At 72.7% G+C, this 25,149-nt stretch carries 20 protein-coding genes and 1 pseudogene; 7 read left to right on the top strand and 14 right to left on the bottom strand.

Annotation, left to right across the window (positions count from 1 at the left end; genetic code table 11):
• Position 1 precedes the first annotated feature (1 nt).
• Positions 2-448 (bottom strand): Lrp/AsnC family transcriptional regulator, encoded by a 447-nt coding sequence (locus tag ACZ4D5_RS13690; protein WP_362336934.1) that lies wholly within the window; start codon positions 446-448, stop codon positions 2-4.
• 141 nt (positions 449-589) lie between these two features.
• A complete protein-coding gene (locus ACZ4D5_RS13685; RefSeq protein ID WP_467772532.1) occupies positions 590-1,327 on the bottom strand; it encodes a S1 family peptidase in 738 nt (245 codons plus the stop codon).
• Between the two features lie 522 nt (positions 1,328-1,849).
• Here ACZ4D5_RS13685 and ACZ4D5_RS13680 point away from each other — a divergent pair.
• Both ACZ4D5_RS13680 and ACZ4D5_RS13675 read left to right on the top strand, forming a co-directional pair.
• A complete protein-coding gene (locus ACZ4D5_RS13680; RefSeq protein WP_467772531.1) occupies positions 1,850-2,401 on the top strand; it encodes a rhodanese-like domain-containing protein in 552 nt (183 codons plus the stop codon).
• 91 nt (positions 2,402-2,492) lie between these two features.
• Positions 2,493-3,338, top strand: coding sequence for an SDR family oxidoreductase (locus ACZ4D5_RS13675; protein WP_467772530.1), 846 nt, complete (start codon positions 2,493-2,495; stop codon positions 3,336-3,338).
• On the opposite strand, the gene ACZ4D5_RS13670 is transcribed toward ACZ4D5_RS13675, so the two are convergent.
• The 4 genes from ACZ4D5_RS13670 to ACZ4D5_RS13655 form a co-directional block, all read right to left on the bottom strand.
• Complete coding sequence (locus ACZ4D5_RS13670; RefSeq protein ID WP_467772529.1) at positions 3,307-4,275, bottom strand: ATP-grasp domain-containing protein; 969 nt, start codon at positions 4,273-4,275, stop codon at positions 3,307-3,309. The two genes, ACZ4D5_RS13675 and ACZ4D5_RS13670, sit on opposite strands and share 32 nt — an antisense overlap.
• Positions 4,272-5,990 (bottom strand): DUF885 domain-containing protein, encoded by a 1,719-nt coding sequence (locus tag ACZ4D5_RS13665; protein WP_467772528.1) that lies wholly within the window; start codon positions 5,988-5,990, stop codon positions 4,272-4,274. The genes ACZ4D5_RS13670 and ACZ4D5_RS13665 overlap by 4 nt, the downstream gene beginning before the upstream one ends.
• Positions 5,991-6,100: 110 nt before the next feature.
• Complete coding sequence (locus tag ACZ4D5_RS13660) at positions 6,101-7,567, bottom strand: GNAT family N-acetyltransferase (RefSeq protein WP_467772527.1); 1,467 nt, start codon at positions 7,565-7,567, stop codon at positions 6,101-6,103.
• A 167-nt stretch (positions 7,568-7,734) separates the two neighbouring features.
• Positions 7,735-9,315 carry an alkaline phosphatase D family protein gene (locus tag ACZ4D5_RS13655; RefSeq protein ID WP_467772526.1) on the bottom strand — a complete coding sequence of 527 codons (1,581 nt, stop codon included), beginning with the start codon at positions 9,313-9,315 and terminating at the stop codon, positions 7,735-7,737.
• 292 nt (positions 9,316-9,607) lie between these two features.
• On the opposite strand from ACZ4D5_RS13655, the gene ACZ4D5_RS13650 reads away from it, so the two are divergent.
• Positions 9,608-10,018, top strand: coding sequence for a VOC family protein (locus ACZ4D5_RS13650; protein ID WP_467772525.1), 411 nt, complete (start codon positions 9,608-9,610; stop codon positions 10,016-10,018).
• Here ACZ4D5_RS13650 and pdxR read toward each other — a convergent pair.
• Positions 9,976-11,466, bottom strand: coding sequence for a MocR-like pyridoxine biosynthesis transcription factor PdxR (pdxR, locus tag ACZ4D5_RS13645; RefSeq protein WP_467773022.1), 1,491 nt, complete (start codon positions 11,464-11,466; stop codon positions 9,976-9,978). The genes ACZ4D5_RS13650 and pdxR overlap by 43 nt on opposite strands.
• A 148-nt stretch (positions 11,467-11,614) precedes the next feature.
• On the opposite strand from pdxR, the pseudogene ACZ4D5_RS13640 reads away from it, so the two are divergent.
• Positions 11,615-12,451, top strand: a pseudogene (locus tag ACZ4D5_RS13640) (DMT family transporter); the annotation flags it as partial.
• Between the two features lie 39 nt (positions 12,452-12,490).
• Here ACZ4D5_RS13640 and ACZ4D5_RS13635 read toward each other — a convergent pair.
• Positions 12,491-13,321: an alpha/beta fold hydrolase gene (locus ACZ4D5_RS13635; RefSeq protein WP_467772524.1), complete on the bottom strand. Its 831-nt coding sequence runs from the start codon at positions 13,319-13,321 to the stop codon at positions 12,491-12,493.
• Between the two features lie 203 nt (positions 13,322-13,524).
• Between ACZ4D5_RS13635 and sigJ the strand changes: the two genes are divergently transcribed.
• Both sigJ and ACZ4D5_RS13625 read left to right on the top strand, forming a co-directional pair.
• Positions 13,525-14,415, top strand: a complete 891-nt coding sequence (sigJ, locus tag ACZ4D5_RS13630) for an RNA polymerase sigma factor SigJ (RefSeq protein ID WP_467772523.1) — start codon at positions 13,525-13,527, stop codon at positions 14,413-14,415.
• Positions 14,416-14,722: 307 nt separating this feature from the next.
• Positions 14,723-15,484, top strand: a complete 762-nt coding sequence (locus tag ACZ4D5_RS13625; protein WP_467772522.1) for a GntR family transcriptional regulator — start codon at positions 14,723-14,725, stop codon at positions 15,482-15,484.
• Between the two features lie 155 nt (positions 15,485-15,639).
• Here ACZ4D5_RS13625 and ACZ4D5_RS13620 read toward each other — a convergent pair whose 3' ends face one another.
• Positions 15,640-16,797, bottom strand: coding sequence for an ROK family transcriptional regulator (locus tag ACZ4D5_RS13620; protein WP_467772521.1), 1,158 nt, complete (start codon positions 16,795-16,797; stop codon positions 15,640-15,642).
• A 100-nt stretch (positions 16,798-16,897) separates the two neighbouring features.
• Positions 16,898-18,085 (bottom strand): sensor histidine kinase, encoded by a 1,188-nt coding sequence (locus ACZ4D5_RS13615; RefSeq protein ID WP_467772520.1) that lies wholly within the window; start codon positions 18,083-18,085, stop codon positions 16,898-16,900.
• 288 nt (positions 18,086-18,373) lie between these two features.
• Between ACZ4D5_RS13615 and ACZ4D5_RS13610 the strand changes: the two genes are divergently transcribed.
• On the top strand, positions 18,374-18,847 hold the full coding sequence (locus ACZ4D5_RS13610) for a hypothetical protein (RefSeq protein WP_467772519.1): 474 nt from the start codon (positions 18,374-18,376) through the stop codon (positions 18,845-18,847).
• Between the two features lie 49 nt (positions 18,848-18,896).
• Here the strand turns inward: ACZ4D5_RS13610 and ACZ4D5_RS13605 are convergent, their stop codons facing one another.
• Genes ACZ4D5_RS13605 through mutA form a run of 4 tightly spaced genes read right to left on the bottom strand, consistent with a single transcriptional unit; the run spans position 18,897 to position 25,053 of the window.
• Entirely contained in the window at positions 18,897-19,952 is a 1,056-nt protein-coding gene (locus tag ACZ4D5_RS13605) for an enoyl-CoA hydratase/isomerase family protein (protein ID WP_467772518.1), read from the bottom strand.
• Between the two features lie 40 nt (positions 19,953-19,992).
• Positions 19,993-20,985, bottom strand: coding sequence for a methylmalonyl Co-A mutase-associated GTPase MeaB (gene meaB, locus ACZ4D5_RS13600; protein WP_467773021.1), 993 nt, complete (start codon positions 20,983-20,985; stop codon positions 19,993-19,995).
• Between the two features lie 19 nt (positions 20,986-21,004).
• Positions 21,005-23,206, bottom strand: a complete 2,202-nt coding sequence (gene scpA, locus ACZ4D5_RS13595) for a methylmalonyl-CoA mutase (protein WP_467772517.1) — start codon at positions 23,204-23,206, stop codon at positions 21,005-21,007.
• Positions 23,206-25,053, bottom strand: a complete 1,848-nt coding sequence (gene mutA / locus ACZ4D5_RS13590) for a methylmalonyl-CoA mutase small subunit (protein ID WP_467772516.1) — start codon at positions 25,051-25,053, stop codon at positions 23,206-23,208. Before mutA ends, scpA begins: the two co-directional genes overlap by 1 nt.
• Positions 25,054-25,149 lie beyond the last annotated feature (96 nt).

Below are 25,149 nucleotides of genomic sequence, written 5' to 3'. Positions count from 1 at the left end.
GTCAGCGGCCGAGGGGACGGCGGGGCAGGGGAGAGGAGTAGACGACGCTCGTCGTCACGGAACCCAGTGCGCCGATCTTTCCGGAGACCTCTTCGAGGTGGTGCATCGAGCGCGCGGCGACCTTGATGACGAAGCAGTCGTCGCCCGTGACGTGGTGCGCCTCGAGTATCTCGGGCGTCGCCTCGACCAGGTCGTGGAACGGCTTGTAATTCCCGTTCGGGTAGCGCAGGCGCACGAACGCCAGGATGGGCATGCCGAGCCGCTCCGGGTCGACTACGGCCGCGTACCCCTGGATCACGCCCGCCTCCTCCAGGCGCCGCACGCGTTCGGTGACGGCGCTCGCGGACATCGAGACGGCGCGCGCCAGTTCGGCATAGCTGGCGCGGCCTTCGCGCTGGAGGACATCGAGGATGCGCCAGTCGGTGGCGTCCGTGGAATAACCGGTCATGTCCGAGAGGTAACAGGGAAATTCCCGGCCGATCAAGAGTGGGCCGAGGATTGGTCCTGGTCGCCTCCGCGCGGTGGGACGGAGCGCGGAGGCGACGCGTCTGCCGGGCGCCGGGGGGACGGGCCCCGGTCAAGTGCCCTGTCAGACGCCGGCGACGCTCTGGATCCAGGAGCGGTACGCCGTCACGTTCGTGTACGCCGTGGTGGTCTGGCGGTCACTGGTGGAGGCCACGCCGACCTGCACGCCGCCCGCCATCATCGGGCCCCCGGAGTCGCCGCCCGCGGTGATGCCGTTGCCACGCCGGGCGCAGATGGCCTGGCCCTGGTAGGCGTCGCGGCAGCCGCCGGTCACGACGACGTTGGCGACCTTGAGGAGCCGGGACTGGCAGTTGATCTCCTGGCCGCACTGGGACGTGGCTCCCCAGCCGTAGACCTGGACGGTCTGACCCGTCTGTACGGAGCCCGGGGTGCCGAGGCGCGAGTAGGTGGCCTGCACGGAGCGGTCCAGCCTGACCAGGGAGAGGTCCGATGACGAGTGGTTGTGGACGCTGACGCCGTTGGCCGTGGTGCCGCCGGTCGTCTGGTCGAGGCTGCCGATGCGGAACGACAGCCCGCCGCCGCTGACGCAGTGCTTCGCGGTGAGGATCCAGGTCGGGGCGATGATCGTGGCACTGCAGGTCTGCCGGCCGTTGGAGAAGAGCCTGGCCGCCCAGGGCGCGTCGCTTGCGTAGCCGCCGCCGATGATCGGCCGGGGCGCGTTGGTGGTCGCCGCGGGGGGCGCTTCCGCGCTCTTCGCGGTCTGGGCCGCTGCCGTGGGGGCGAGCCCCAGAACGGCGAGGGCGGTGGCCGCGAGCGCGGGGACGAGTCTGGATATTCGCACGTTCGTCTCCATTGTGTGGGGATGGAACGCCCTTGATGAGGACGCGGCCGCATAGGTATGCGGCCGGAGCGCACGGTCGGAAGGCGGGTATCTTCTGTCGCGTGCATGCCATTCCTGGCTGGGGCGAATCTGGCAGAGGAGCTGTCGAGGGCGCAAGAGTCTGGGCGCAACTCCCCTTAGGGGGAAGGAAGTTCGGAGTCCGGGTGCGGTGTCGGCATGCGGGTGCTCCACCGTGAGAGGGCATGTGAATGTCGCCCGCGGCGGGCTGTGGCGCCGTGGGTGGGCTTGCGGATCGATGCATGACCAAGCGAACTCTGGTACGGACCATTCTCGACGGCAGAGTCACGCTCCTGGCAACGCCCTTTCACGACAACCCTGTTGGCCGCCGACGTGCGGGCTGAGCGGCCCACCGATGAATCGCGGCGAGACAGCGGCAGTTCACCGGGGAATCGACGGCGCGTACGCCGAGATGCCGGGGATCGACGCTTCAGACTTCCGGCCGCCACCCGTAGATTTCTGGCCATGAACAACGCGAACATGCAGGTCAGCGCCCTTTCTTCGGTCTCTTCTCCCGCTTCTCCCTCCGCTTCGGTGCCCTCCGCTGCCGTCGTCGGCAATCCCGTCCTGCGGGTCCCGCCGGCGTCCCCGGCCGCTGCCGCCGCGTACTTCGGTGCGAGCCTCGCCTTCCACGCCGACGTCTCCGACGTGGCCTCGGCGCTCGCCGCCGAGGGCGACCCGGGCTTCGTCGTGATCGACACCCGCTCCACCGCCTCCTGGGACCAGGGGCACGTCCCCGGCGCCGTCCACCTGCCCACCGCGCTCATCCCCGAGCAGGCCGAAGCGCTGCTCGACACGTCGGTTCCGGTGGTCACCTACTGCTGGGGCCCCGGCTGCAACGGCGCCACCCGCGCGGCGCTCGCCCTCGCCCAACTCGGCTTCCAGGTCAAGGAGATGCTGGGCGGCTTCGAGTACTGGGCCCGCGAGGGCTTCGCGTTCGAGACATGGGAGGGGAGCGAGCGGCGCGACGCTGACCCGCTCACGGCGCCGGTCGACGCCGAGGACTGCGGCTGCTGAAGCGGGGAGCCGTGTCGGCGTCCCCCACCTCGGCGGCGCCCCGCAACAATCGCCGTGTGGATCGGCCCCGCGGCACGCATCATGGACTGCCATGCCTCACCTTCCGCATCCCACAGCCGACCAACTCCGCCGTGACCCGCTCCCTTTGCGCGGCCGCACCGCTCTCGTCACCGGGGCCAGTCGGCGCGGCGGCATCGGGTACGCCGTCGCGCGCCGCCTCGCCGCGTACGGCGCGGGTGTCTATCTGCACCACCACGTCCCGCACGACGCCGAGATGCCCTGGGGCGCCGACCGCCCCGAGGATGTCGTCGAGGGGGTGCGCGAGGTTCTCGGCGACGTCGATGCGCCGGTCTGCGCGGGGCCGGGCGACCTCGCGCAGACCGGTGCCCCGGCCCGCCTGATCGAGACGGCCGCCGACGCGCTGGGCGGGCGGATCGACGTTCTCGTCGCCAACCACGCGCGCAGCGGCCGTGACGGCACGCTCGACGAGATCGACGCCGCCATGCTCGACGAGCACTGGGCGGTGGACACCCGCTCCGTGATCCTGCTCGTGCAGGCGTACGCCCGGTTGCGCGCGAAGCTGCCGGACCGGACTCCCGGCGGACGGGTGGTGATGATGACCTCGGGGCAGGACATCGCCGGTGGCATGCCGGGCGAGCTGGCCTATGGCCTGCAGAAGGGCGCTCTTGCCTCGGTGACCCGCTCCCTCGCGACCGCGCTCGCCGATCTCGCCGTCACGGTGAACTGCGTCAACCCCGGCCCCGTGGACACGGATTACCTCACGGGCGAGGTGTACGCGCAGGTCGAGGCGCGGTTCCCGGCGGGCCGCTGGGGGATGCCGGACGACCCGGCCCGCCTCATCTCCTGGCTCGCCACCGACGAGGCCGCGTGGATCACCGGCCAGGTCATCGACTCGGAGGGCGGCTTCCGCCGCTGACGCCGCTTGCGCCGCCGGTGCCCGTCACATCGCCGGCGGCCAGCGCGGCGTACAGAGCCATGGTGCCCGCGGCGTCCCCCGGCACTCCGCTGACCTGGCCGTCGCCCAGCTCCACCACCCGCCAACGCCCGTCCTCGTGCGGCGCGAGGTCCGTCGTCACGAACCGGCAGCCCAGCGCCGCCACCGCGGCGCGCACACCGTCGAGTTCGGGGGCCGGGGTCTTGTCCGGAGTGTCCGGATGCGCGGTGACCAGCAGCGCCTCGCCGTCCAGCCACCACACCCGCGCCTCGCCGCCCGCGACGAACGGCTCGTACGCACGGACCACAAGACCGCCGGTCAGCGTCTCCTTCTGCAGCGCGAAGAACCGCTCCACCACCGTGGACAACCGCGCGCCGTCGGTCAGTTCGGGCACGAAGCACGCCTCGTCCCACTCGTGCTTGCGGGACTTGACGTAGTCCTTGACGATCCCGGGCCCCGGCCCGAGCGGCGCGACGAGCCGCGCGAGACGCTCGGCCGTGGGCGGCTCGCCCGGTGCCGCCGCGCACCAGACACTGCGCGGCGTGAGCGAGGCCTGCGCCAACGCGGCGTACCAACCCGGCAGTTCATGGGCGCGCGCGTACGCGGCGGCATCCGTGAGCAGGGCGCAGCCGCGCGCTACGAGCACCTGTTCCAGCTGCTCGTAGCGCGCGACCGGCACCATCCAGCCCCGGTACCAGTACGGCCCCGACCCCCGCGGCACCCGCCCGACGGCGCGTGCCGCGTCACCCGCCAGCAGCGCGTCGTGGTCGACGAGCGCGACGGCGGCACCGGTCCCGCGCGCGGCCGCGACCTCGGGCGCGAACCCCGGGTCGGGCCGCGCCGGGCGCAGAGGATCGGACGGGAAGAGGAAGGCGGCGCCCGCGGAGGCGTCCACCGCGGCGTCCGGAGAAGTACTCACAGCTTGGACAGCTCGTCCACCAGGTCGTCGAGCCCCAGCGATCCCTGGGACAGCGCGGCCATGTGCCAGGCCTTGGCGTCGAACGCGTCGCCGTGCCGCCGCCGCGCGTTCTCACGGCCGAGCAGCCAGGCGCGCTCGCCCAGCTTGTAGCCGATGGCCTGGCCGGGGATGGTCAGATAGCGGGTCATCTCGCTCGTCACGTAGTCCGTGGGACGGCTGCAGTGCGCGTCGTAGAACTCCTGGGCGAGGTCCGGGGTCCAGCGCTCTCCCGGGTGGAAGGGCGAGTCCGCCGGAATCTCCAACTCCAGGTGCATGCCGATGTCGACGATGACCCGCAGTGCGCGCATCATCTGGGCGTCCAGGTACCCGAGCCTGCGCTCGGGGTCGGTCAGGAAGCCGAGCTCGTCCATGAGCCGCTCGGCGTACAGCGCCCAGCCCTCGGCGTTGGCGCTGACGATGCCGACCGTCGCCTGGTAGCGGGAGAGGTCCGACGCGACGTGCGCCCACTGGGCGAGCTGGAGGTGGTGGCCGGGTACGCCCTCGTGGTACCAGGTGGAGACCAGGTCGTAGACCGGGAAGCGGGTGTCGCCCATCGTCGGCAGCCAGGTGCGGCCGGGGCGCGAGAAGTCCTCGGACGGGCCCGTGTAGTAGGGGGCGGCGGCGCCGCCGGGCGGGGCGATGTGGGACTCCACCTTCCGTACCCGCTCGGCGAGTTCGAAGTGGGTGCCGTCCAGCGCGTCGATGGCCTCGTCCATCAGCTCCTGCAGCCAGACCCGGACCTCCTCGACGCCCTCGATGTGCGCGCCGTGCTCGTCCAGGTGGGCCAGCGCCACCCACGGAGTGGCGGCGCCGGGCAGGATCTTCTCGGCCTCGGCCCTCATCTCGGCGAGCAGCCGGTGGAACTCCGACCAGCCGTACGCGTACGCCTCGTCGAGGTCCAGGTCGGCGCCGTTGCACTCGCGGGAGAGCAGGGCGTAGCGCTCGCGGCCCACGGTGTCGGGGGCGCCTTCGATCGCGGGCGCGTACACGTCCCGCATCCAGTCGCGCAGCGCCACGACCGAGGCGGTGGCGGCCCGCGCCGCGGTGTCCAGCTCGTCTCGGAGCGCGTCGGGGCCCGCCGACGCGAAGTCCTCGAACCAGCCGCGCCCGCCGGCGTCGCCGTCGGCCTCGCCCGCCCACTCGGTGAGCTGCCCGATGAAGGTGGCGGTGGGGCGCGGCGGCCCGAACAGCTTGCGCTCCAGGCCGAGTTCGAGCGAGGCGCGGTACCCCTCCAGCGCGGTCGGCACGGCGCGCAGCCGCTCGGCGATCGCCGCCCAGTCCTCCTCCGTGTCCATCGGAGAGACGGTGAAGATCTCCCGTACCTGATGCGGCATCGTGTGCAGATTGCCGACCGCGCGCAGCCCTTCGCCGGCCTCGTGCACGGCCAGCTGCGCGGTGAGCCGCTCCCGGAGCAGCCTGGCGCAGCGGCGTTCGATCTCGCTGTCCGCGCCGGGCGCGCGCTCCGCCTCGTCCAGCCGTGCGAGGGTCGCGCGTGCCAGGCTCGCGAGAGCCTCCTGTCCCGCGGGGGAAGTGTCGGGGAGCTTGCTGTTGCTCTCCTTGACGCCGAGGTAGGTGCCCGTGATGGGGTCGAGGGCGATGAGCTCGTCCACGTAGGCGTCGGCGACGGCGCGGGGCAGGGGGCCGGTGTTCGGATGCGGGTTCTTCGTGGCTGACATGCGGACATCCTCGTACGAGCGACGGGTGCGCGTCACCATGATTCACTCGCCGGATCCCGTGGGACGGCGGCCACGGCGTCCGGTGCGCACGGCCGCCGCCCCACGGTCGGTCAGCGCTCCGCCTGCTGGTGCCGTTCGGCGTGCTTGTCGTGCTCCTGCGGTACGTCGTACGGCAGTCGGGAGCCGACCGGTGTCGCGTCGAGGCGGGCCGTGATCACGAGCGTGCCCTCCTCGATCTGGTAGTCGAGCGGCAGGCCGAGCCCGCGCATCGCGGCGACCATCCCCGTGTTGGACGCCTGCGTGACCGCGTACACGCTCTCGCAGCCCGCCTCGACGGCCATCGTCACGAGCCGGCCGAGCAGTTGGCCGCCGATGCCGCGGCGCTGCCAGTCGTCCTCGACGAGCAGCGCGACCTCGGTCTCGTCGCCGTCCCACAGGAGATGGCCGATGCCGACGATCCGGCCGGACGCGGTCTGTACCGCGAGGGTGCGGCCGAACCGAGGGCTGAGCAGGTGGTTGAGGTAGCGGTCGGCGTCGCGCACCGGGCCGTGGTAGCGCATGCCGAGCGTGCGCTGGGAGCAGCGCTCGTGCATGGCCTTCGCGGCCTCCACGTCGCCGGTGTCGGCCCGGCGCACGGTGATGGAGTCGCCCTCCGGGAGCGTGAGGACGTCCTGGCTGCGCGGGATGCGCGGGCCCAGCCTCGTGTCGAGCTCCACCAGGGCCCGCGCGCGGGCGAACTCCGTGGGCGTGAACGGCAGATACGGCCGCTCGACGGTGATCACTTCACCGTCGGCGCCCTTGAGGCGCAGGACGGTCCCTTCGAGTACGCCGTCCACGGGAGCCCCCTGCGCGGGCGCCGTCTCGCCCTGGCGCGCCCCTGCCCGCGGGGCGGCGGGCAGCGAGCGGATGGTGCAGCGGCCCAGGAGATGCCGCAGGGCCAGCGGCAGTTCGGCCGCGTCGAGCGCGGTGCGGGTGGCGAGGCCGAGGAGGCGGGTGGGGGCGTCGACCAGGTCGTGGGCGTCGGCGCGCTCGATCCAGGTGCCGGTGCCGCCCGCCCCGGCGATCGACCGCGTGATCTCGGCGGCGGACAGCTCCGCGGGCGCGCGCAGCAGGAACTCGTCGACGGTGCCCTCGGCCAGCGGGTGTGCCTGCAGGCTCAGGATGTCCACCCGGCGCTCGGCCAGGGTCACGCACAGGGCGGCCAGGGATCCCGGCTCGTCCCGCACCGTGGTGCGCATCCGCCACAGGGCGGTCGCGCCGAGCTCGCGCGCGCCGGGCGTCCCGTCGGTGGTCGTGGGCCCGGCCTGCTCCGCGTCGGCGGGCGGCCGGGCGCCGGTATCGTGCGCCGTCGGCGGGGCGTGGTTGTGGCGCCGTGCCCACCAGGTGTGGAAGCCGACCGTGGCGAGGAGCACCACGGCCGACACCACGAGGAGGGCCGGTCCGTCGGGGCCGTGCCCGACCATGTTCGCCACGGCGTCGGCCACCGCGACGGCGGTGAACAGGGCCGCCAGTTCGACCACGTCGCGCCGCCAGTGGTGGACGGGGCGACCGTGCTTGGTCCGTGTCACGTCAGACATCTCAGCTCGCATACGGTCACTGTGCTGGACCGGTGTTGCGTGATCACGAACGATGTGTGACCGATGGGTTAAGAGCCCATCTGCACCTTTGATGGCGATTTGGGGCAACGACCGGGCGGCCCGGCCGTGGGCCCGTCCCGACCGGTCACCGCCCCGCCTTCCGCTGTCTACTGGCCCACCCGGCCCGGCTGCAGGACCTGCGTGAACAGGACCCCGCCGCCCTCCTGGCGCAGCCGCACCGTCAGCTCGCCGCTGCCCCCGTCGATGTCGACCTCGCCGAAGTACTGCGGAGTCTCGGCCGGGGAGGTGTTGGCCCGGCTCGGGGCCTTGACGAACTCCTGCCGCGGACCGAACGTCCCGTCGAGCTTCGTCGCGGGGAACCCGCCCGCGGCCAGCGGCCCCGACACGAACTCCCAGAACGGCGCGAAGTCCTTGAAGGCCGCGCGGGAGGGGTCGTAGTGCTGCGCGGAGGTGTAGTGCACGTCGGCGGTCAGCCACAGCGTGCCCGTGATCCTGCGGTGCTTGATGTGCCGCAGCAGTTCGGCGATCTGCAGCTCGCGGCCGAGCGGGGCGCCGGGGTCGCCCTGCGCCACGGCCTCGAAGTTCTCCCGGCCGTCGGCCACGACGAGACCGAGCGGCATGTCGGAGGCGATCACCTTCCACACGGCCCGCGAGCGCGACAGCTCCCGCTTCAGCCAGGCCAGCTGCCGGGCGCCGAGGATCCCGGTGGTGTCGTCGGGCTGCCTGCCCGGCGAGTTGGCGTTGCGGTAGGAGCGCATGTCCAGGACGAACACGTCCAGGAGCGGGCCGTGCCGCAGCACGCGGTACACGCGGCCGTCCTCGTCGCCCGGCGGCAGCGTGGAGATCGGGAAGTACTCGCTGAACGCCCGCAGCGAACGCCCCGCGAGGACGTCCACGTCCTTCTCCGTGTACCGCGGGTCGTCCAGGATCTGCCCCGGGTACCAGTTGTTGCGCACCTCGTGGTCGTCCCACTGGACGATGGACGGCACCTGGGCGTTGAACCGCTTGAGGTTCTCGTCGAGCAGGTTGTAGCGGAACGCGCCGCGGAACTCCGCGAGGGACTCGGCGACCTTGGACTTCTCCTCCGTGGTGACGTTCCGCCACACGCTGCCGTCGGGCAGCGTGACGCTGGGCAGGATGGGCCCGTCGGCGTAGATGTTGTCACCGCTGCACAGGAAGAAGTCCGGGTCCCGCAGGCGCATCTCCTCGAAGACGCGGTAACCGCCGCGGTCCGGGTTGATGCCCCAGCCCTGGCCCGCGATGTCGCCCGACCACAGGAAGCGCACGTCGTCCTTGCGGCTCTTCGATGTCGTACGGAACGTGCCGGGCACGGGCTCCGAGGTGCGCCGCGGATCGTCGGGGTCCGCGAGCCGCACCCGGTAGTGGATCTGCTCGCCCGCGGGCAGCCCGCGCAGCCGCGTCGTCCCGGTGAAGTCCGTGTCGGGGCCGAGCAGCGGGCCGTGCCAGCGCCGGGGGTTGCGGAACGACTCGGTGGCCGACGTCTCCACGATCATCCGGGCCGGTCTGTCGGACCGGACCCACACGAGCCCGGAATGCGCCCCCACGTCCCCGGCCTGCACGCCCCACCCGGCCTTCGGGCGCCCCGAGAGGGCGAGCGACGGAGCCGCCCCGGCCAGTGCGGGCACGGCGAGTGCCGCCGGCACGGCGAGCGAACCGCGCAGCACGCTGCGGCGGCGGGGGGACGGGCTCGGCTGACGATGCGACATGAATGCGCCTCCAGTTGACGGGTGCGACCAGTGTGCGGGGGCCCGGCCGTCGGTGCGCCACAGCGCCCACGCGAAGCACAAGTGAACAACTCCCCTCGGGCGCGGGGGAACCGCCGCGCGGGGATCGTCCGAAGAGGGCCTGCCCTCGACCTGGGTCGGCAGTCGCAGGTCTTTGGGAGGATGCCCGGGGACGCCCGTACGAGGACGGACGGCCGATGTCCCCAAGATCCACGGCTGCCTACGCTGAGGACCTCGGCACACACCCGGTGTGCCGCACTGAAGGGGGAACTCCGTGCCTGCCGACGGCCAGAGCCACATCCGCATCGCCCGCCCGTCCCGCGACCTGGCGGCGGCCGAACGCTTCTGGGTCGGCGGCCTCGGACTGGGCGTGGTCTACCGGGCGGAGGGCGGCGGCGCCCCCGGCGAGCACGACCTGCTCATGGTGGGCTGGCCCGACGCCTCCTGGCACCTCGAGCTCGTCCACGAGGCGGCCGCTCCCGTCCGGCCGCGGCCCACCGAGGAGGACCTCCTCGTCGTGTACCTGGACGAGGAGGTGCCCGAGGCACTCGTGACGCGCCTGGAGGAGCACGGCGGCACGCGTGTCCTGTCGCCCAACCCGTACTGGAACGAGTGGGGCGTCACGGTCGAGGACCCGGACGGCTACCGCCTGGTGCTCTCCACGCGCGCGTGGTCCAACTCCTGAACCTCCGCCGCGTCCTGGACCGCCTCCGCCAGGAGCCGCACGCCCTCGGTGATGCGCGCCGGTGACAGATGCGCGTACCCGAGGACCAGTCGTACGCCGTCGTCGGCCGGCCCCGTGCGGTCCGCCGCCGAGCCGTAGTCGCTCAGCGGCCGGACCGCGACGCCCGCCGCCGACGCCCGCTCCAGGAAGGCGTCCTGCGGCCCCCAGTGGGCGGGCAGCCGGGCGATGACGTGCAGCCCGGCGGCGATCCCGGTGACCCGCACCCCCGGCAGACCCGCGTGCAGCGCCGCCACCAGGGTGTCCCTGCGCTCGCGGTAGGCACGCTGGCAGCGGCGCAACTGCCGGTCGTAGTCGCCCGTTTCGACGAAGCGGGCAAGGAGCGCCTGGTCGATGGCCGGATTGCCGAGGTCGACGACCCGCTTGCGCTCGACGATCTCCTCGGTGAGGTCGTCGGGCACCAGGAGCCAGCCCAGTCGCAGCCCCGGAGCGAGCGACTTGCTCACCGACCCGGTGTACGCGACGTGTTCGGGGTCGAGCCCTTGGAGGGCGCCCACCGGGGCGCGGTCGTAACGGAAGTCCCCGTCGTAGTCGTCCTCGACGATCAGACCGTCGACGGACCGCGCCCAGTCCAGGAGTTCGGCCCGGCGCCGCGCCGAGTAGCCGATCCCGGAGGGGAACTGATGGGCGGGGGTGGTGACGACCGCGCGTACGCCCCGGCTCCGCACGGCTTGGGGCACCACCCCTTCCGCGTCCACGGGGATGCGCACCGGGGTGGTCCCCGCGGCACCGAGCAGCGTCTCGTGCTCGGGACTTCCTGGGTCCTCGACACCGATCGCCGTGTGTCCACGCGCACGGAGTGCCTGCGCGAGCAGCGTCATGGCCTGGGCGACTCCCGAGCAGACGACGACGCGCTCAGGCTCGGCGACCACTCCGCGGCGCCGCACCAGCAGATCGGCGAGGATGGTGCGCAGACGGGGAAGGCCGCGCGGATCGGGATATCCCAGCATGTGGTGCGGCAGTTCGGCGAGCACCTGGCGGTGGGCGGCGGCCCACGCGGCGCGGGGGAACAGCGACAGGTCGGGGAGGCCGGGGAGGAAGTCCACGCGCGCGTGGCCCCCGCGCGGCGCGCGATCACGGACCGCGGGCGTCGCGGACCGCACCGCGCCGCTCACCCACGTCCCCGCACCACGGTCGCTGCGCAGATAGCCCTCCGCCGTCAACTGCTCGTACGCCTGTGTGATCAGACCCCGGGAAACGCCCAGGTCGGCGGCGAGTTCACGGCTCGACGGCAGCCGGGTGCCCGCCGTGAGCCGCCCCGACCTGACGGCCTCCCGGAGGGCCGACCGCAGAACGCGGCCCCGGCTGCGGGTGGGCGCGGACGCGGCCGGCAGGAGCAGTTCCCAGGCGGCGCTCCACCGTGCGCGGTCGGCGTCGCTGTGTGCTGTCAGGGCCGTGCACCTCCTTCGGAGGACCGGAAGAACGGTCGGGGGCAAGGGAACCACGGGCGAACGTGCGGGTGGTCAGGGAGAAGTGGTCCACGAACCAGCCGTGGAAGTGGACCTCCAGGGGGTCCGCCCGGCTGCCTAGCGTCGAGGCATGAACGCGAACTCCTCACGCGGGGCGCTCTTCGCGGCCCTCGCCTGTCTCCTGGTCGGCGGCTCCTTCACCGCCAACAGCCTGCTGGGCGACTATCCGTACACGGGCGGCCAGTTCGTCCGCTACGGCCTGGCCTGTCTGCTCCTGCTGCCGTGGCTCGGCAGAGGCGGGGCCGCACCGCTGCGCCGGCTCACGCCCCGCCAGTGGGGGCGCCTCGCGCTCCTCGCGGCGGTGGGGATGGTCGGCTTCAACATGGCGATCCTGGCCGCGGAACGGTCGGCGGAACCTGCCGTACCGGGTGTCTTCGTAGGGTGCGCCCCGGTGGCCGTCGCTCTTCTTGTGCCGCTCCTGGAACGGCGTGCTCTCCAGAGGGGCGTGCTGCAGGGCGCGTTGCTCGTGGCGGCCGGGGCCTTCGTCGTGCAGGGGTGGGGCCGCACGGACGTCCAGGGGCTCCTGTTCTCGGTGGGCGCGCTCGCCGGGGAGGTCGGATTCGCGGTGCTCGCCGTCCCGGTCGTGCGTCCCCTCGGCCCCCGGCTGCTCGCGGCCACCGTGTGCGCCGTGGCGGCCGTCGAATCGGCGATCCTGGGGATGGTGGTCGACGGGAGCGGGTTCGTGCGGTGCCCCGACCGCACCGAAGGCGCCGCCCTGTTGTGGCAGGCGGTGATCGTCACTGTCGTCGGGTTCGTCCTCTGGTACACGGGCCTTCAGCGCATCGGGGCCGAGCGCGCCACGCTCTTCTCCGGGCTCATCCCGGTCGCGGCCGCCTGCACCGCGCCGCTGGTCGGCGCGGGCACGTACGGAGCGCCCCAGGCCATCGGCAGCGCCCTGGTCGGCGCCGGGGTGGCCCTGGGGTCCGGAGTGTTCGGCAGACGCCCGTCAGCGGCAGGTGTCGAGGATGACGCGGGCGACGAGAGCCGGGTCGTCGTTCATCGGGACGTGGCCGCAGCCGGGGAGCCGGACGAGACGGGCGCCGGGGATGGCGTGCTTGGCGCGGATCCCCTGGCGGCGCAGCAGCAGCCGGTCGGAGGTGCCCCAGGCGACGGTGACCGGCAGGCCCGGCACGTCGTCCTGGAAGCGGACGTCGCGCCCGGCCGCCAGCGTCGCCTCGAACCCCGTCGCGTCGCGCAGCGCGAGCGTCTCGGCGACGGCGGCCTCCGGTGAACGCCGCCAGGGACGGCTGTAGATGGTGCTCGTCAGCACCGTACGCCCGGCCGCCGAACGCGAGAGGCGCTCGATCGCGGGCAGCGGCAGAAGGCGCGCGCTCTGCCGCATCGCGAGGAGCGTGGCGAAGGCGTACCGGCGCTCGGCGGGCGTCCAGAAGCCGCCGGGGGAGAGCGCGGTGACGGAGCGCACGAGCTTCTCGCGGCCCAGCTCGAGGGCGAGCAGCCCGCCCAGGGAGTTGCCCGCCACGTGCGGGCGCTCGATCTCCAGCGCCTCGCACAGCGAGCCGAGCGCGGGGACGACCGTCGAGAGGTCGTAGGCGAGGCCGTCGGGCAGCGCGGGGGAGGCCCCGAAGCCCGGCAGGTCCGCCGCGATCACGTCGTGCTCGGCGGCGAGGATCTGGAGCACCGGGTCCCAGGCCTGCCGGTGGTGACCGATGCCGTGCAGCAGCAACAACGGCTCACCGGCGCCGGCCCGTTCGTAGGAGATCGTCACGGTGCGCGGGCCGTCGGGCGACGAGACGCTGAAGGAGACCTCTGCGGCCATGGCTGCTCCTGTCCCCGCCGCGGGCGACGGTTCCTGAGTTGCGTTAGACGGGTTGTCAGCAATAATTACTGCTCAGTAGGCCTCAGTTCAAGAGGGCGTCCACCCGGCCTTCGGCAAGGGGGTCGTGGGCGGCGCCCCGATGTGCCGTTCGCCGCACCGATTTCGCCTGGACACGGGCTGTCGCGTCGGATGGGATGGAGGGCGTGGTTACCGACAGCACGACCGATGTCTTCGAAGAGCACCGCCCTGTCCTGATGGGCGTGGCCTACCGCATGCTCGGCCGGGTGGCCGACGCGGAGGACGTGGTCCAGGAGGCCTGGCTGCGATGGTCGACGGCGGACCGCGGTCAAGTGCGCGAACCGCGCGCCTACTTGGTGCGCGTCACCACCCGGCTCGCCATCGACCGCCTGCGTCATGTGCAGTCCCGGCGCGAGGCGTACGTGGGGCCGTGGCTCCCCGAGCCCTACGTGACCGACTTCGGCCCGACCGTCCCCGACACCGCTGAGCGGGCCGTGCTCGCCGAGTCGGTCTCCCTGGCGGTCCTCGTCGTCCTGGAGTCCCTCTCGCCCCTGGAGCGGGCCGTGTTCGTGCTCCGCGAGGCCTTCGGGTTCCCCTTCGCCGAGATCGCCCAGACGCTCGACCGCAGCGAGGCCGCCGTGCGCCAGCTCGCCGCGCGCGCCCGCAAGCATGTGGACGCGGGCCGGCCGCGCTACGAAGTGGACCCGGCCGAGCGCCGCGATCTGACCGAGCGGTTCCTGGCGGCCGCGGCGGACGGGGACCTGGACGGGCTGATGTCCCTGCTCGCGCCGGACGTCCGCCTGGTCGGCGACAGCGGCGGCAAGGCCAGGGCGCCGTTGCGGATCATCGAGACCGCCGACAAGGTGGGCCGGTTCCTGCAGGGAGCCGCCCGCAAGGGCGTTCCGGACGGTGGGGCGCTGGAGTTCCGGTTCGCCGAGCTCAACGGCGCTGACTCCCTGCTGGTCCTCATCGGCGGCAAGTTGGACAGCGTGTTCCAGCTGGAGGTCGCCGACGGGCGCATCCAGAAGATCTACATCGTCCGCAATCCGGACAAGCTCGTGTCGCTCGCGTCGTAGAACCGCTCCTTCGTACCGTCCTCAACGACCCGTCACCGCAGATCAAAGCCCCCGTCCTGGGTGACGGGGGCTTTCTGCTGCGATCTTTGTGCGCCGTTCACGCGCGCGTGGCCGATTTCGCCCGCTTGGCCCCGTGCGAACTCCACATGAATGCTCTGTGGCATCACTCCTGTGCAGCCTGTAACGGAACGAGGATTGGTCTTGACCAAGGTTGAGTGCAGGCCTATGGTCGCAGGGATAGTGCAGGAACCTTTAATAAACAAGGGCGCTAAAAAGCAGCCGGCGAACGGCGATTGCGGAGGACAGGGTGGGGACCACGCAGCTCGAAACGGTGCCGGAGCCGAAGTACTGGCACCTGAAGACCGTGCTCAGTGAGGCGCTCGACTCCGAGTTCGCCGTGGGCGAGATCCTTCCGAACGAGCGCGACCTGGCCGCCCGCTTCGGTGTCGCCCGCGCCACGCTCCGGCAGGCCCTCGAGCAGCTCGAACTGGAGGGCAGGCTGCAGCGCCGCCGCGGAGTCGGCACGACTGTCGCTCCGCCGCGGATGGGCGTGGCCGTCGGATCCGCGCAGGGCACGTGGCCGGGCGCGGTCGGCGACGCCTGGCAGCCCGCGGACTGCGCGCCGGCGGTTCCGCCCGCCGAAGTGGCCAGGATGCTGGAGACCCCGGCCGACGAGCAGGTCCACACGGTGCGGCGCACCCGCGTCTCGCAGGGCCAGCCCGTCGCCGCCGAGCTGCTGTACGTCCCCACCTCGTCGGTGGCCGAGGTGACCGGCATGGACGCGCCGTCCGGTGCCGCACGCGCGCGCGTGGTGCTGCGGGAACTCGCCCGGCTCGGCCTCGAAGGACAGGACCGCGCCGTCGAGCTCGGCTCGGCCCGCGCGGACGACGCCAGGGCGCTCGACCGCCTCCCGGGAGCGCCGGTCCTCGTCGTGACGACCCGCTTCTTCGCCGAGGGGCGCACGGCCGCCGTGTCCGTGGCCACCTACCGCGCCGACACCTGCCGTCTCACCTTCGGCGACTCCGGCGGCGTGGAGATCCACCACGAATCGGAACGCCGCGCTTCCTGAACGCGCGTCCCGGATCGTGCGAGCACCGCCTGCGGGCGGTGCTCACGCATGTCGGTCCACGTGTTCGCCTGTCGGTCGGTCCACGTGTTCGTAGGTCGGCCCACGTGGTCGCACGCCACGGCACGCGGTGATCGCACGTCGGCCCACGCGATGGCTCACCGCCGCGCGGTGACGGTCCCCTCCACGGCGAACAGCTGCTCCTCGACGTGGTCGAGCGCCAGCCGCAGCGCCCCGGTCGACACCGCCGCCTCGCCGAGCGCGGACAGCGCCACCTTCGGCGGTCGCAGGCAGTAGCGCGCCAGCTCCCGGTGCAGTGGTTCCAGTACGCCGTCCAGACCGGCGGCCCAGCCGCCCACGACGACCAGCTCGGGGTCGAGGGCGAGGACCAGCGCCGCCACGTCGTGCACGAGCCGCTGGATGAACCGCTCCACGGCCTGCTTCGCCCGCTCGTCGCCCTCGCGCGCATGCGCGAAGACCGTGGCGACGGCCTGCTCGTCGAGGGGGTGCAGCGGCTCGTCCGTGGTGGAGAGCAGCGTCTCCGGAGTGACCTCCCGGCCCAGCAGATGCAGCGCGCCGATCTCCCCGGCCGCGCCACCGTACCCCCGGTGCAGCCGGCCGCCGATCAGCGAACCGGCCCCCGGACTCAGCCCCGCCAGGACGAACACCACGTCGTCGGTGTCGACCGCCGCGCCCTTCCAGTGCTCGGCCACGGCCGCGGCGTTGGCGTCGTTCTCCACCAGGACCGGGCACTTGAAGGACCGGCGCAGCCGCTCGCCCAGCTGGAGCCCCGTCCACTCGGGCAGCGCCGTGCTCAGCCGCACCGTGCCGTCCGCCTCCAATATGCCGGGGCTGCCCACGCCGACCGCGCGCAGCGAACTGCGGGCGATGCCCGCGCGGCGCAGCAGGTCCGCGACCACCGTGCGCAGGCGATCGAGGCGGTCGTCGGCGGAGGCCTCCTCGGAGACGTCCTTCGACCCCGTGCCGAGCACCGTGCCGTCCAGGTCCGAGAGGATGGCGGCCACCCGGTGCGGGCCGATCTCCAGGCCGAGCAGATGCCCCGCCTCCGCACGGAAGCGGTACTTTCGGGCGGGCCGTCCCTGGCGCCGGGCGCCGCTGTCCTCGGGCGCGGACTCCACCACGAGTCCGGCCTCGATGAGGCCCTCGACGACCCCCTCGACGGTGGGCCGGGAGAGTCCGGTCACGCGGGTGATCTCCGTGAGCGTCGCCAGGTCCGCGGCGCGCAGCGCGTGCAGCACCACCGCGGAGTTGATCCGCCGCAACAGAGAGGGGTCCCCGCCGGTCAGCCGCCCCAACGTCCGTCCTTCCAGCTCGTGCGCATGATGGCCGGATCGTACTCGTAGGACACGCCGGCGGCGAGTGCCGGGCTCGCCATGCGCGTGCGGTCAGCGTAGATCACCGCAGGGGCAGCTCGACGTGGACCTGCCACACGCCGTCGTGCGGTCCCGTGGTGGCGCGTCCGCCGAGCAGCGCGGCCCGCTCCCGTATGCCGCGCAGTCCGCTGCCGCCGCGCCCGGTGGCAGCGGACTGCGCGGGGAGTGCGTTGCGCACGCTCATCACCAGGCGGGCGTCGTCGACCGCGACGCGCAGCTCGACCGGCACCGGTCCCGAGTGGCGCAGGACGTTCGTCAGGGCTTCCTGGAGCATGCGGTAGCCCTCGCGCGAGACCGGCCCCGGCACCCGCTCCAGGGGGCCCGACATCTCGGCGTCGACCCGCGCGCCCGAGGCGCGGGCGGAGCCGACGAGGCGTTCGGCGTCGACGAGGGTGGGCCGTGCGCCCGCGGGCCGCTCGTCCTCCCGCAGGATCCGCAGGACGCGTTCCAGGTCCTCCAGGGCCGCGCGGCCGCTCTCCGCCACGGCTTCCAGGGCGCGGTCGGTGAACTCCGGGTCGGCCGCGGCCCTGGCGGCGTCCGCCTGGACGACGGCGACGGTCAGCGCGTGCCCGATGGAGTCGTGCAGCTCGCGCGCGATGCGATTGCGCTCCAGGAGCTGTTCGGTGCGCTGCTCCAGGGCGGCCAGGCGCTCCGCGGGGGAGGGGCCGAGGAGGCGGCGCGCGGCCCTCGCCATCAGGTGGCCGCCGACCACCATCAGGACGAGCACCGCGAGGACCGGCAGCAGACCCAGCGGGACGGCCGCCGGGTCCGCGGAACCCACCAGCGTCAGAGCGAGCCCGAGAAGCTGCGCCGTCGCCAGGGCCGTGGCGACGCCGACCTCCAGGCGCAGCACGAGCCAGACCGCGGTCCTCGCCCGGTCGCGCCACGAGGCGGACGGGGACACGGAGATACCCGGATCCTCCGCGGCTCCCGCCACGCGTGCGTGCCGGTCGGTGCCGCGCGGTTGCGTGCCGGGAAACAGCATCAGCCGCGCCTGCAGCCCCTCGGCCCGGCGCACGGCGGGTACCATGGCGGCCGCCACGACCAGGGGGACGGGAACGAGCAGGACGAGCAGCCAGGCGGCGGGCGTGGGAACGGGCAGGCCGGGATGGATCGCGGCGCAGATCCAGGCGACCACCGAGCCCATGAGGACGTGCAGCCACCGCGTGTACGTGACCGCGCGCGTCAGGGGTCTCAGGAAGCCGGGCATGCGGTCATCGTGCCAGGCACCACCGGTGTGACTGGGCGAGGTACCTGTCACCGTCGCCCCCGGCGACCTGGGGTCGAGCGTCGAGTTGAGCGCGATGGTTGTCACCGCCTGGGCTCCGATGTTGTCACCAGGACACGCGCCAGCGGGCGACGACCAGGCGAAACGCGCCGCAGAACCGGCTAGTTACGGACGTCTCGCCCAAGTGACCACCATCTCTCCCAGTCACAACCGGTGGCCGGTCCCGCGGCACATGACGCGTTGTCAGTGGCGCCCGCTTTACTGGATGTCATGAGTACCGCACAGCATCTCGCCGCGATCGACCTGCTGCGCTCCCGGGACTTCCCCGCGGAGCACGGCAGGTCGCAGTGCGGCTCCGAGGGTCCCGGGTACCACATCGCGGAGTTACTGACGAGCGGCTCCTTCTGGGAGGACGACGGCACCCGCAGGGACGAGACCGAGGAGCAGTACGAGGCCGAGCGCGACGGCCTGACCCTGCTCCTGGCCGACCGCTGGGGCCCGCCACAGAAGTTCAGCCTCAGCAGCCTCTTCGACCGTCTGATGGGCGCGGAGTGGAGCGAGGAGCGGGAGGAGGGCGAGGAAAGCGAGGAGATACCGGAGCCGTGGGCGCAGTTGTGCTCGGCCGTGCCTGATCTGCACCTGTGGCACGTGGACGGGCGCTGGATCGCCCTCGGCGTCGCCCAGTGGGACAAGGAGCAGCCCTTCCAACTCCTCGCCGTGATCACGGAGATCGACCCGCCGTGAGGCGACCCGACCACCTGAGGTTCTGCAGGAGGACCCGCCGACGGCCCCGTCAGAAGGCCGCCGGCTCGAAGAAGCGGGCCACGTCCGCCTCCGTCACCTGCGCCAGCTCCGCGGGGGACCAGCGCGGCCTGCGGTCCTTGTCCACCACCTGGGCGCGGATCCCCTCGGCGAGGTCCGGCGCGGCGAGCGCGGCACAGGAGACGCGGTACTCCTGCTCCAGGACCGCCTCCAGGGACGGCAGTTCCCGTGCCCGGCGCAGCGCGGCGAGCGTGGCCTTGAGAGCGGTCGGGGACTTCGCGAGGATCGTCTCCGCGGCTTCCTTCGCATGCCGGTCCCCGGACGCGTGGAGCCGGTCGACGATGTCCTCGACGGAGTCCGCCGCATAGCAGTGGTCGATCCACCCGCGGCGCTCGGCCAGTTCACCCTCCGGCGCCGCGGTCGCGTACTCCCGCACGGCGTGCGGCGCGTTCGTGCCGGCGAGCGCGGCGGTGAACTCCCGCAGCCGCTCGGACGGGACGTAGTGGTCGGCGAGGCCGCACAGCAGCGCGTCGCCCGCGCCCACCGCCCCGCCCGTCAGCGCGAGATGGGTGCCGAGCTCACCGGGGGTGCGGGTGAGCAGATAGGTGCCGCCCACGTCGGGCACGAGGCCGATGCCGGTCTCGGGCATCGCGACCCGGGAGCGCTCGGTGACCACCCGTACGTCGCCGTGCGCCGAGACACCCACGCCCCCGCCCATCACGATCCCGTCCATGACGGCGACGTACGGCTTGGGGAAGGCGGCGATACGGGCGTTGAGCCGGTACTCCTCGCGCCAGAACGCCGCCGTCGCCTCCGGGCGCCCCGCGCGCACGTCGTCGTGGATGGAACGGATGTCGCCGCCCGCGCACAGTCCCCGCTCCCCGGCGCCGGTGATCACCACCGTCGCCACCGACGCGTCCCGCTCCCACGCGTCGAGAGCCTCATGCATGATCCGGACCATGGTCTGGTTCAGGGCGTTGATGGCCCGGGGCCGGTTCAGGACGATGTGCCCCGCGTGACCTTCGCGGCGGAGCAGGACGGGGGAGTCGGCAGAGGGATCGCCGGGGGCGTCGTGCGTGACGTTCATGGTGCGGGTGGCTCCGTTGGCTCCGTTTGCGGGGGTGCGGTCAGGGGCGGTCGCCCTGGAACGCGTCGAGGATCTGTTCGGCGGCGGACGTCGCCGTCAACGTGCCCTCCCGGACGCGCTGTTCGAGGTCAGGGGCGACCCGCTGCACATCCGCGTGCGCGCGCAGCCGCCCGAGCAGCTCGTCCCGCACCATCGACCAGGTCCAGTCGACCTGCTGGTCGCGGCGCTTGTCGGCGAGGCGGCCCGTCGAGTCGAGCAGGGCGCGGTGCTGCTCGACGCGCTCCCAGAGCGTGTCGAGGCCGCTCGACTCACGGGCACTGCAGGTGAGGACCGGCGGGGTCCAGGCGGCGTCCGCGGGGTGCATCAGGCGCAGGGCGCCCGCGAGTTCACGTGCCGCCGAGCGCGCGTCCCGCTCGTGCGGGCCGTCCGCCTTGTTGACCGTGATCACGTCCGCCAGCTCCAGGACGCCCTTCTTGATGCCCTGCAGCTGGTCGCCGGTGCGGGCGAGGGTCAGCAGCAGGAACGTGTCGACCATGTTCGCGACCGCCGTCTCCGACTGGCCCACGCCCACGGTCTCCACGAGCACCACGTCGTACCCCGCCGCCTCCATCACCACGATCGACTCCCGGGTCGCCTTGGCGACCCCGCCGAGCGTCCCGGCGGAAGGAGACGGACGTACGAAAGCGGCCGGATCCAGCGAGAGCCGCTCCATCCTGGTCTTGTCGCCCAGGATGGAGCCGCCCGTGCGCGTGGACGACGGGTCGACCGCGAGCACCGCGACCCGGTGCCCCAGCGAGGTGAGCATCGTGCCGAGCGCGTCGATGAACGTGGACTTGCCGACGCCGGGCACGCCACTGATGCCGACCCGCCGCGCCTGCCCGCTGTGCGGCAGCAGTTCGGTGAGCAACCGCTGCGCCAGCGCGCGGTGCTGCGGCCGGGTCGACTCGACGAGGGTGATGGCGCGCGCGACGTACGCGCGCTTCCCGTCGAGGACGCCCTTCACATATGCGTCGATGTCGATCGTCACAGGCATGGGGTCGGCGCTCACCGGCTCACAGTTCGTGGCCGAGATCGGCCGCCAGTCGCTTCACCAGGTCGTACGCCGCGTCCGGGATCACCGTGCCGGGCGGGAAGACGGCGGTGGCGCCCGCCTCGTGGAGGGCGTCCACGTCCTGCGGCGGGATGACCCCGCCCACGACGATCATGATGTCGTCGCGGCCCTCGGCGGCGAGCTCCTCGCGCAGCGCCGGTACGAGGGTCAGGTGCCCGGCGGCCAGCGAGGAGACGCCCACGATGTGCACGTCCGCCTCGACGGCCTGGCGCGCGACCTCCGCCGGCGTCTGGAACAGCGGGCCGACGTCCACGTCGAAGCCCAGGTCGGCGAAGGCGCTGGCGATCACCTTCTGGCCGCGGTCGTGACCGTCCTGGCCCATCTTGGCGACCAGGATGCGGGGCCTGCGCCCCTCGGCCTCGTCGAAGGAGTCCACGAGCGTGCGGGTGCGCTCGACGGACGGGGACTGGCCTGCCTCGGTGCGGTACACACCGGAGATCGTACGGATCTGGCCCGCGTGCCGCCCGTACACGCTCTCCAGTGCGTCGGAGATCTCACCGACCGTGGCCTTCGCGCGGGCCGCGTCGACCGCGAGCGCCAGCAGGTTGCCCTCCAGGCCCTGGCCGGTGCCGCGCTGGGCGGCCGCGGTGAGCTTGCGCAGGGCGTCCTGGCAGACCGTCTCGTCGCGCTCCTCGCGCAGCCGCTTCAGCTTGGCGATCTGCTGGGCGCGCACCGAGGAGTTGTCGACCTTGAGGACCTCGATCTGCTCGTCGCTGTCCACGCGGTACTTGTTGACGCCGATGACGGGCTGGCGCCCGGAGTCGATGCGGGCCTGCGTGCGGGCCGCGGCCTCCTCGACGCGCAGCTTCGGGATGCCGGCGTCGATGGCCTGCGCCATGCCGCCCGCCGCCTCGACCTCCTCGATGTGCTGCCAGGCACGGCGTGCCAGGTCGTACGTCAGCTTCTCGACGTACGCGCTGCCGCCCCACGGGTCGATCGTGCGCGTCGTGCCCGACTCCTGCTGGATCAGGAGCTGGGTGTTGCGGGCGATGCGCGCGGAGAAGTCGGTGGGCAGGGCGAGCGCCTCGTCCAGGGCGTTCGTGTGCAGCGACTGGGTGTGGCCCTGCGTCGCCGCCATCGCCTCGACGCAGGTGCGCGTGACGTTGTTGAAGACGTCCTGCGCGGTCAGCGACCAGCCCGAGGTCTGCGAATGGGTGCGCAGCGAGAGCGACTTGGCGTTCTGGGGGTCGAACTGCTTGACGAGCTTCGCCCACAGCAGGCGCGCCGCGCGGAGCTTGGCGACCTCCATGAAGAAGTTCATGCCGATCGCCCAGAAGAACGAGAGCCGCGGCGCGAACGCGTCCACGTCCAGACCCGCGTCGCGCCCCGCGCGCAGGTACTCCACACCGTCCGCGAGCGTGTACGCCAGCTCCAGGTCGGCCGTCGCGCCCGCCTCCTGGATGTGATAGCCGGAGATGGAGATGGAGTTGTAGCGCGGCATCTTCTGCGAGGTGTACGCGAAGATGTCGGAGATGATCCGCATCGAGGGCTTCGGCGGATAGATGTAGGTGTTGCGGACCATGAACTCCTTGAGGATGTCGTTCTGGATGGTCCCGGCCAACTTCTCCGGCGGTACGCCCTGTTCCTCGGCCGCCACGATGTAGAGCGCGAGGACGGGCAGCACCGCGCCGTTCATCGTCATCGACACCGTCATCTTGTCCAGCGGGATGCCGTCGAAGAGCTGACGCATGTCGTAGATCGAGTCGATGGCGACGCCCGCCATGCCGACGTCGCCCGTCACACGCGGGTGGTCACTGTCGTAGCCGCGGTGGGTGGGCAGGTCGAAGGCGACCGACAGGCCCTTCTGTCCGGCCGCGAGGTTGCGGCGGTAGAAGGCGTTGGACTCCTCGGCGGTGGAGAATCCCGCGTACTGCCGGATCGTCCAGGGCTGGTTGACGTACATCGTCGGGTAGGGGCCGCGCAGATACGGCGCGACGCCCGGATACGTCCCGAGGAAGTCCAGGCCCTCCAGGTCGGCCCCGGTGTACAGCGGCTTGACCGCGATGCCCTCGGGCGTCTCCCACAGCAGGTCGCTCTCGGACCTGCCGGTGGACTCCTTCACGGCGGTCCGCCACTGCTCGGGCGAACCCTGCGCGCCCTCGACGGGGCCGAGGTCGATGGAGGAGAAGTCGGGGATCCGCATTACGCCACTCCCATGCGGTCGAGGGTGGAGGAGAGCGTGGCGACGGCGTCGCAGCCCGCGTGGACGTACGCGTCGACGTCGGCGTACTCACCGCGCCCGGCGAGGAACACCCGCTGCGCGCCCGCCGCCTTGAGGGCCCGCGCGACCGCCTCGGCCTGCTCGGCGTAGAGCGCGTCGCTGGAGCACAGGCACGCCACGGTCGCACCGCTCGCCGCGAACGCCCCGGCCACGCTCTGCTCGTCGACCGTCGCGGGCTCGTGCACGGGCTCGATGCCGCCCGCCTGGAAGAGGTTGGCGGCGAAGGTGGCGCGCGCGGTGTGCGCGGCGGCCGGACCGAGCGCGGCGAGGAAGACCCGCGGGCGCGCGCCGGTCGCGGCGAGATGAGCGTCCGAGCGGGTGCGCAGCGCTTCGTACGCCTCGTCGCGGCGGACCCGCGGCAGGCCGCCGGTCGGCGCTGCCGGGGCGGCCTCGCGCTCCACGGCGCGCTCGGTGAGCTGCGGGAACTCGCTGACGCCGGTGATGGGTTCGCGCCGCTTGGCGAGCTTCTTGCCGCGCTCGGCCCAGGTGGCGGCGAGCCGCTCGCCGATCATTCCGGAGCGCAGCGCGGCCGCCTGGCCCCCCGCGCGCTCGATCTCCTGGAAGAACTCCCAGCCCGCGTGGGCGAGTTCGTCGGTGAGCCGCTCCACGTACCAGGAGCCGCCCGCAGGGTCGATGACCCGGGCCAGATGCGACTCCTCGATCAGGATCGTCGAGGTGTTGCGGGCGATGCGGCGCGCGAACGCGTCGGGCAGACCCAGCGAGTGGTCGAACGGCAGGACCGTGACGGCGTCGGCGCCTCCGACGCCCGCGCCCAGGCAGGCCACCGTCGTGCGCAGCATGTTCACCCACGGGTCGCGGCGGGTCATCATCACCGGCGACGTCACCGCGTGCTGGTACTGCGACCCCGCGGCGGGGGCCCCGCACACCTCGGCGACGCGGGCCCACAGGCGGCGCGCGGCACGGGACTTGGCGATGGTCAGGAACTGGTCGGCGGTCGCCGCGTAACGGAACTCGAGTTGCGCGCAGGCCTCTTCGACGGAGAGCCCGGCCTCGGTCAGCTGCCGCAGGTAGGCGACGCCGGTGGCGAGCGAGGCGCCGAGCTCCTGCGCGGCCGAGCCGCCGGCCTCGTGGTAGGGCAGCGCGTCGACCGTGAGGGCGCGCAGGCCCGGGTACTCGCGGGCGCAGAGGCGCGCCAGCTCGACGGCCTCGGCCGGGTCCAACTCCACACCGGTGCGGGCCTCGTGGCCGAGCACGTCCGCGCCGAGCGCGCCACGCGCCGCGTCCTTGGTGACGCCTGCCGTCTCGTACAGACGCAGCAATTCCCGGGCGGCCGGGGCGAATTCGGCGCCCGCGTCGAGCGAGACGGGGGCGAGGTCGAGGTAGACCCCCTTCAGTACCGCGGCCAGCTCGGCCACCGGTACGCCGTTCGCGCCGACGCCGAGCCAGAGCGACGTGACGCCGTTCTCCAGGTCGCCGAGTACCGCCTCGTTCGTGCGTGCGGGGTCGGTGCTCGCGTGCCGCTGCCGGACGTCCCAGCCCGTGGCCGCGTTGCCGCCTGCCGTGCCACCCCGTACGAAGGGGGCGAAACCGGGATGTCCGACATCGGGGGCGGTGTCACGGGAGGTGTACAGGGGGCGGGTGGTGAGCCCGTCCTCGAGGGCGGTGGACAGCGCTTCCTCGGCAGCCGCGCCCGATACGTCCTTACCCGACTTGCGCAGCACGCCTTCCACCAGGCGTTGCCATTGCTCATGGGTCGCATCAGGGAACTCGGCGGCCAGTGAAAGCCCGTCGTCAGGCAGGACCGTCATGCCCCGATGCTAGGGCGGAACCCCTGGCACGCGGTGCCAAAACTGGCTGTGACCTTGCCCTCTTCCGTACACCCTTGATCTCGAACGGGCAGACGG

The organism is Streptomyces sp. NPDC025651 (genome assembly GCF_055558735.1).
Note: the sequence above shows the minus strand (reverse complement) of the source record. Positions and strands in the feature narration are given on the sequence as shown.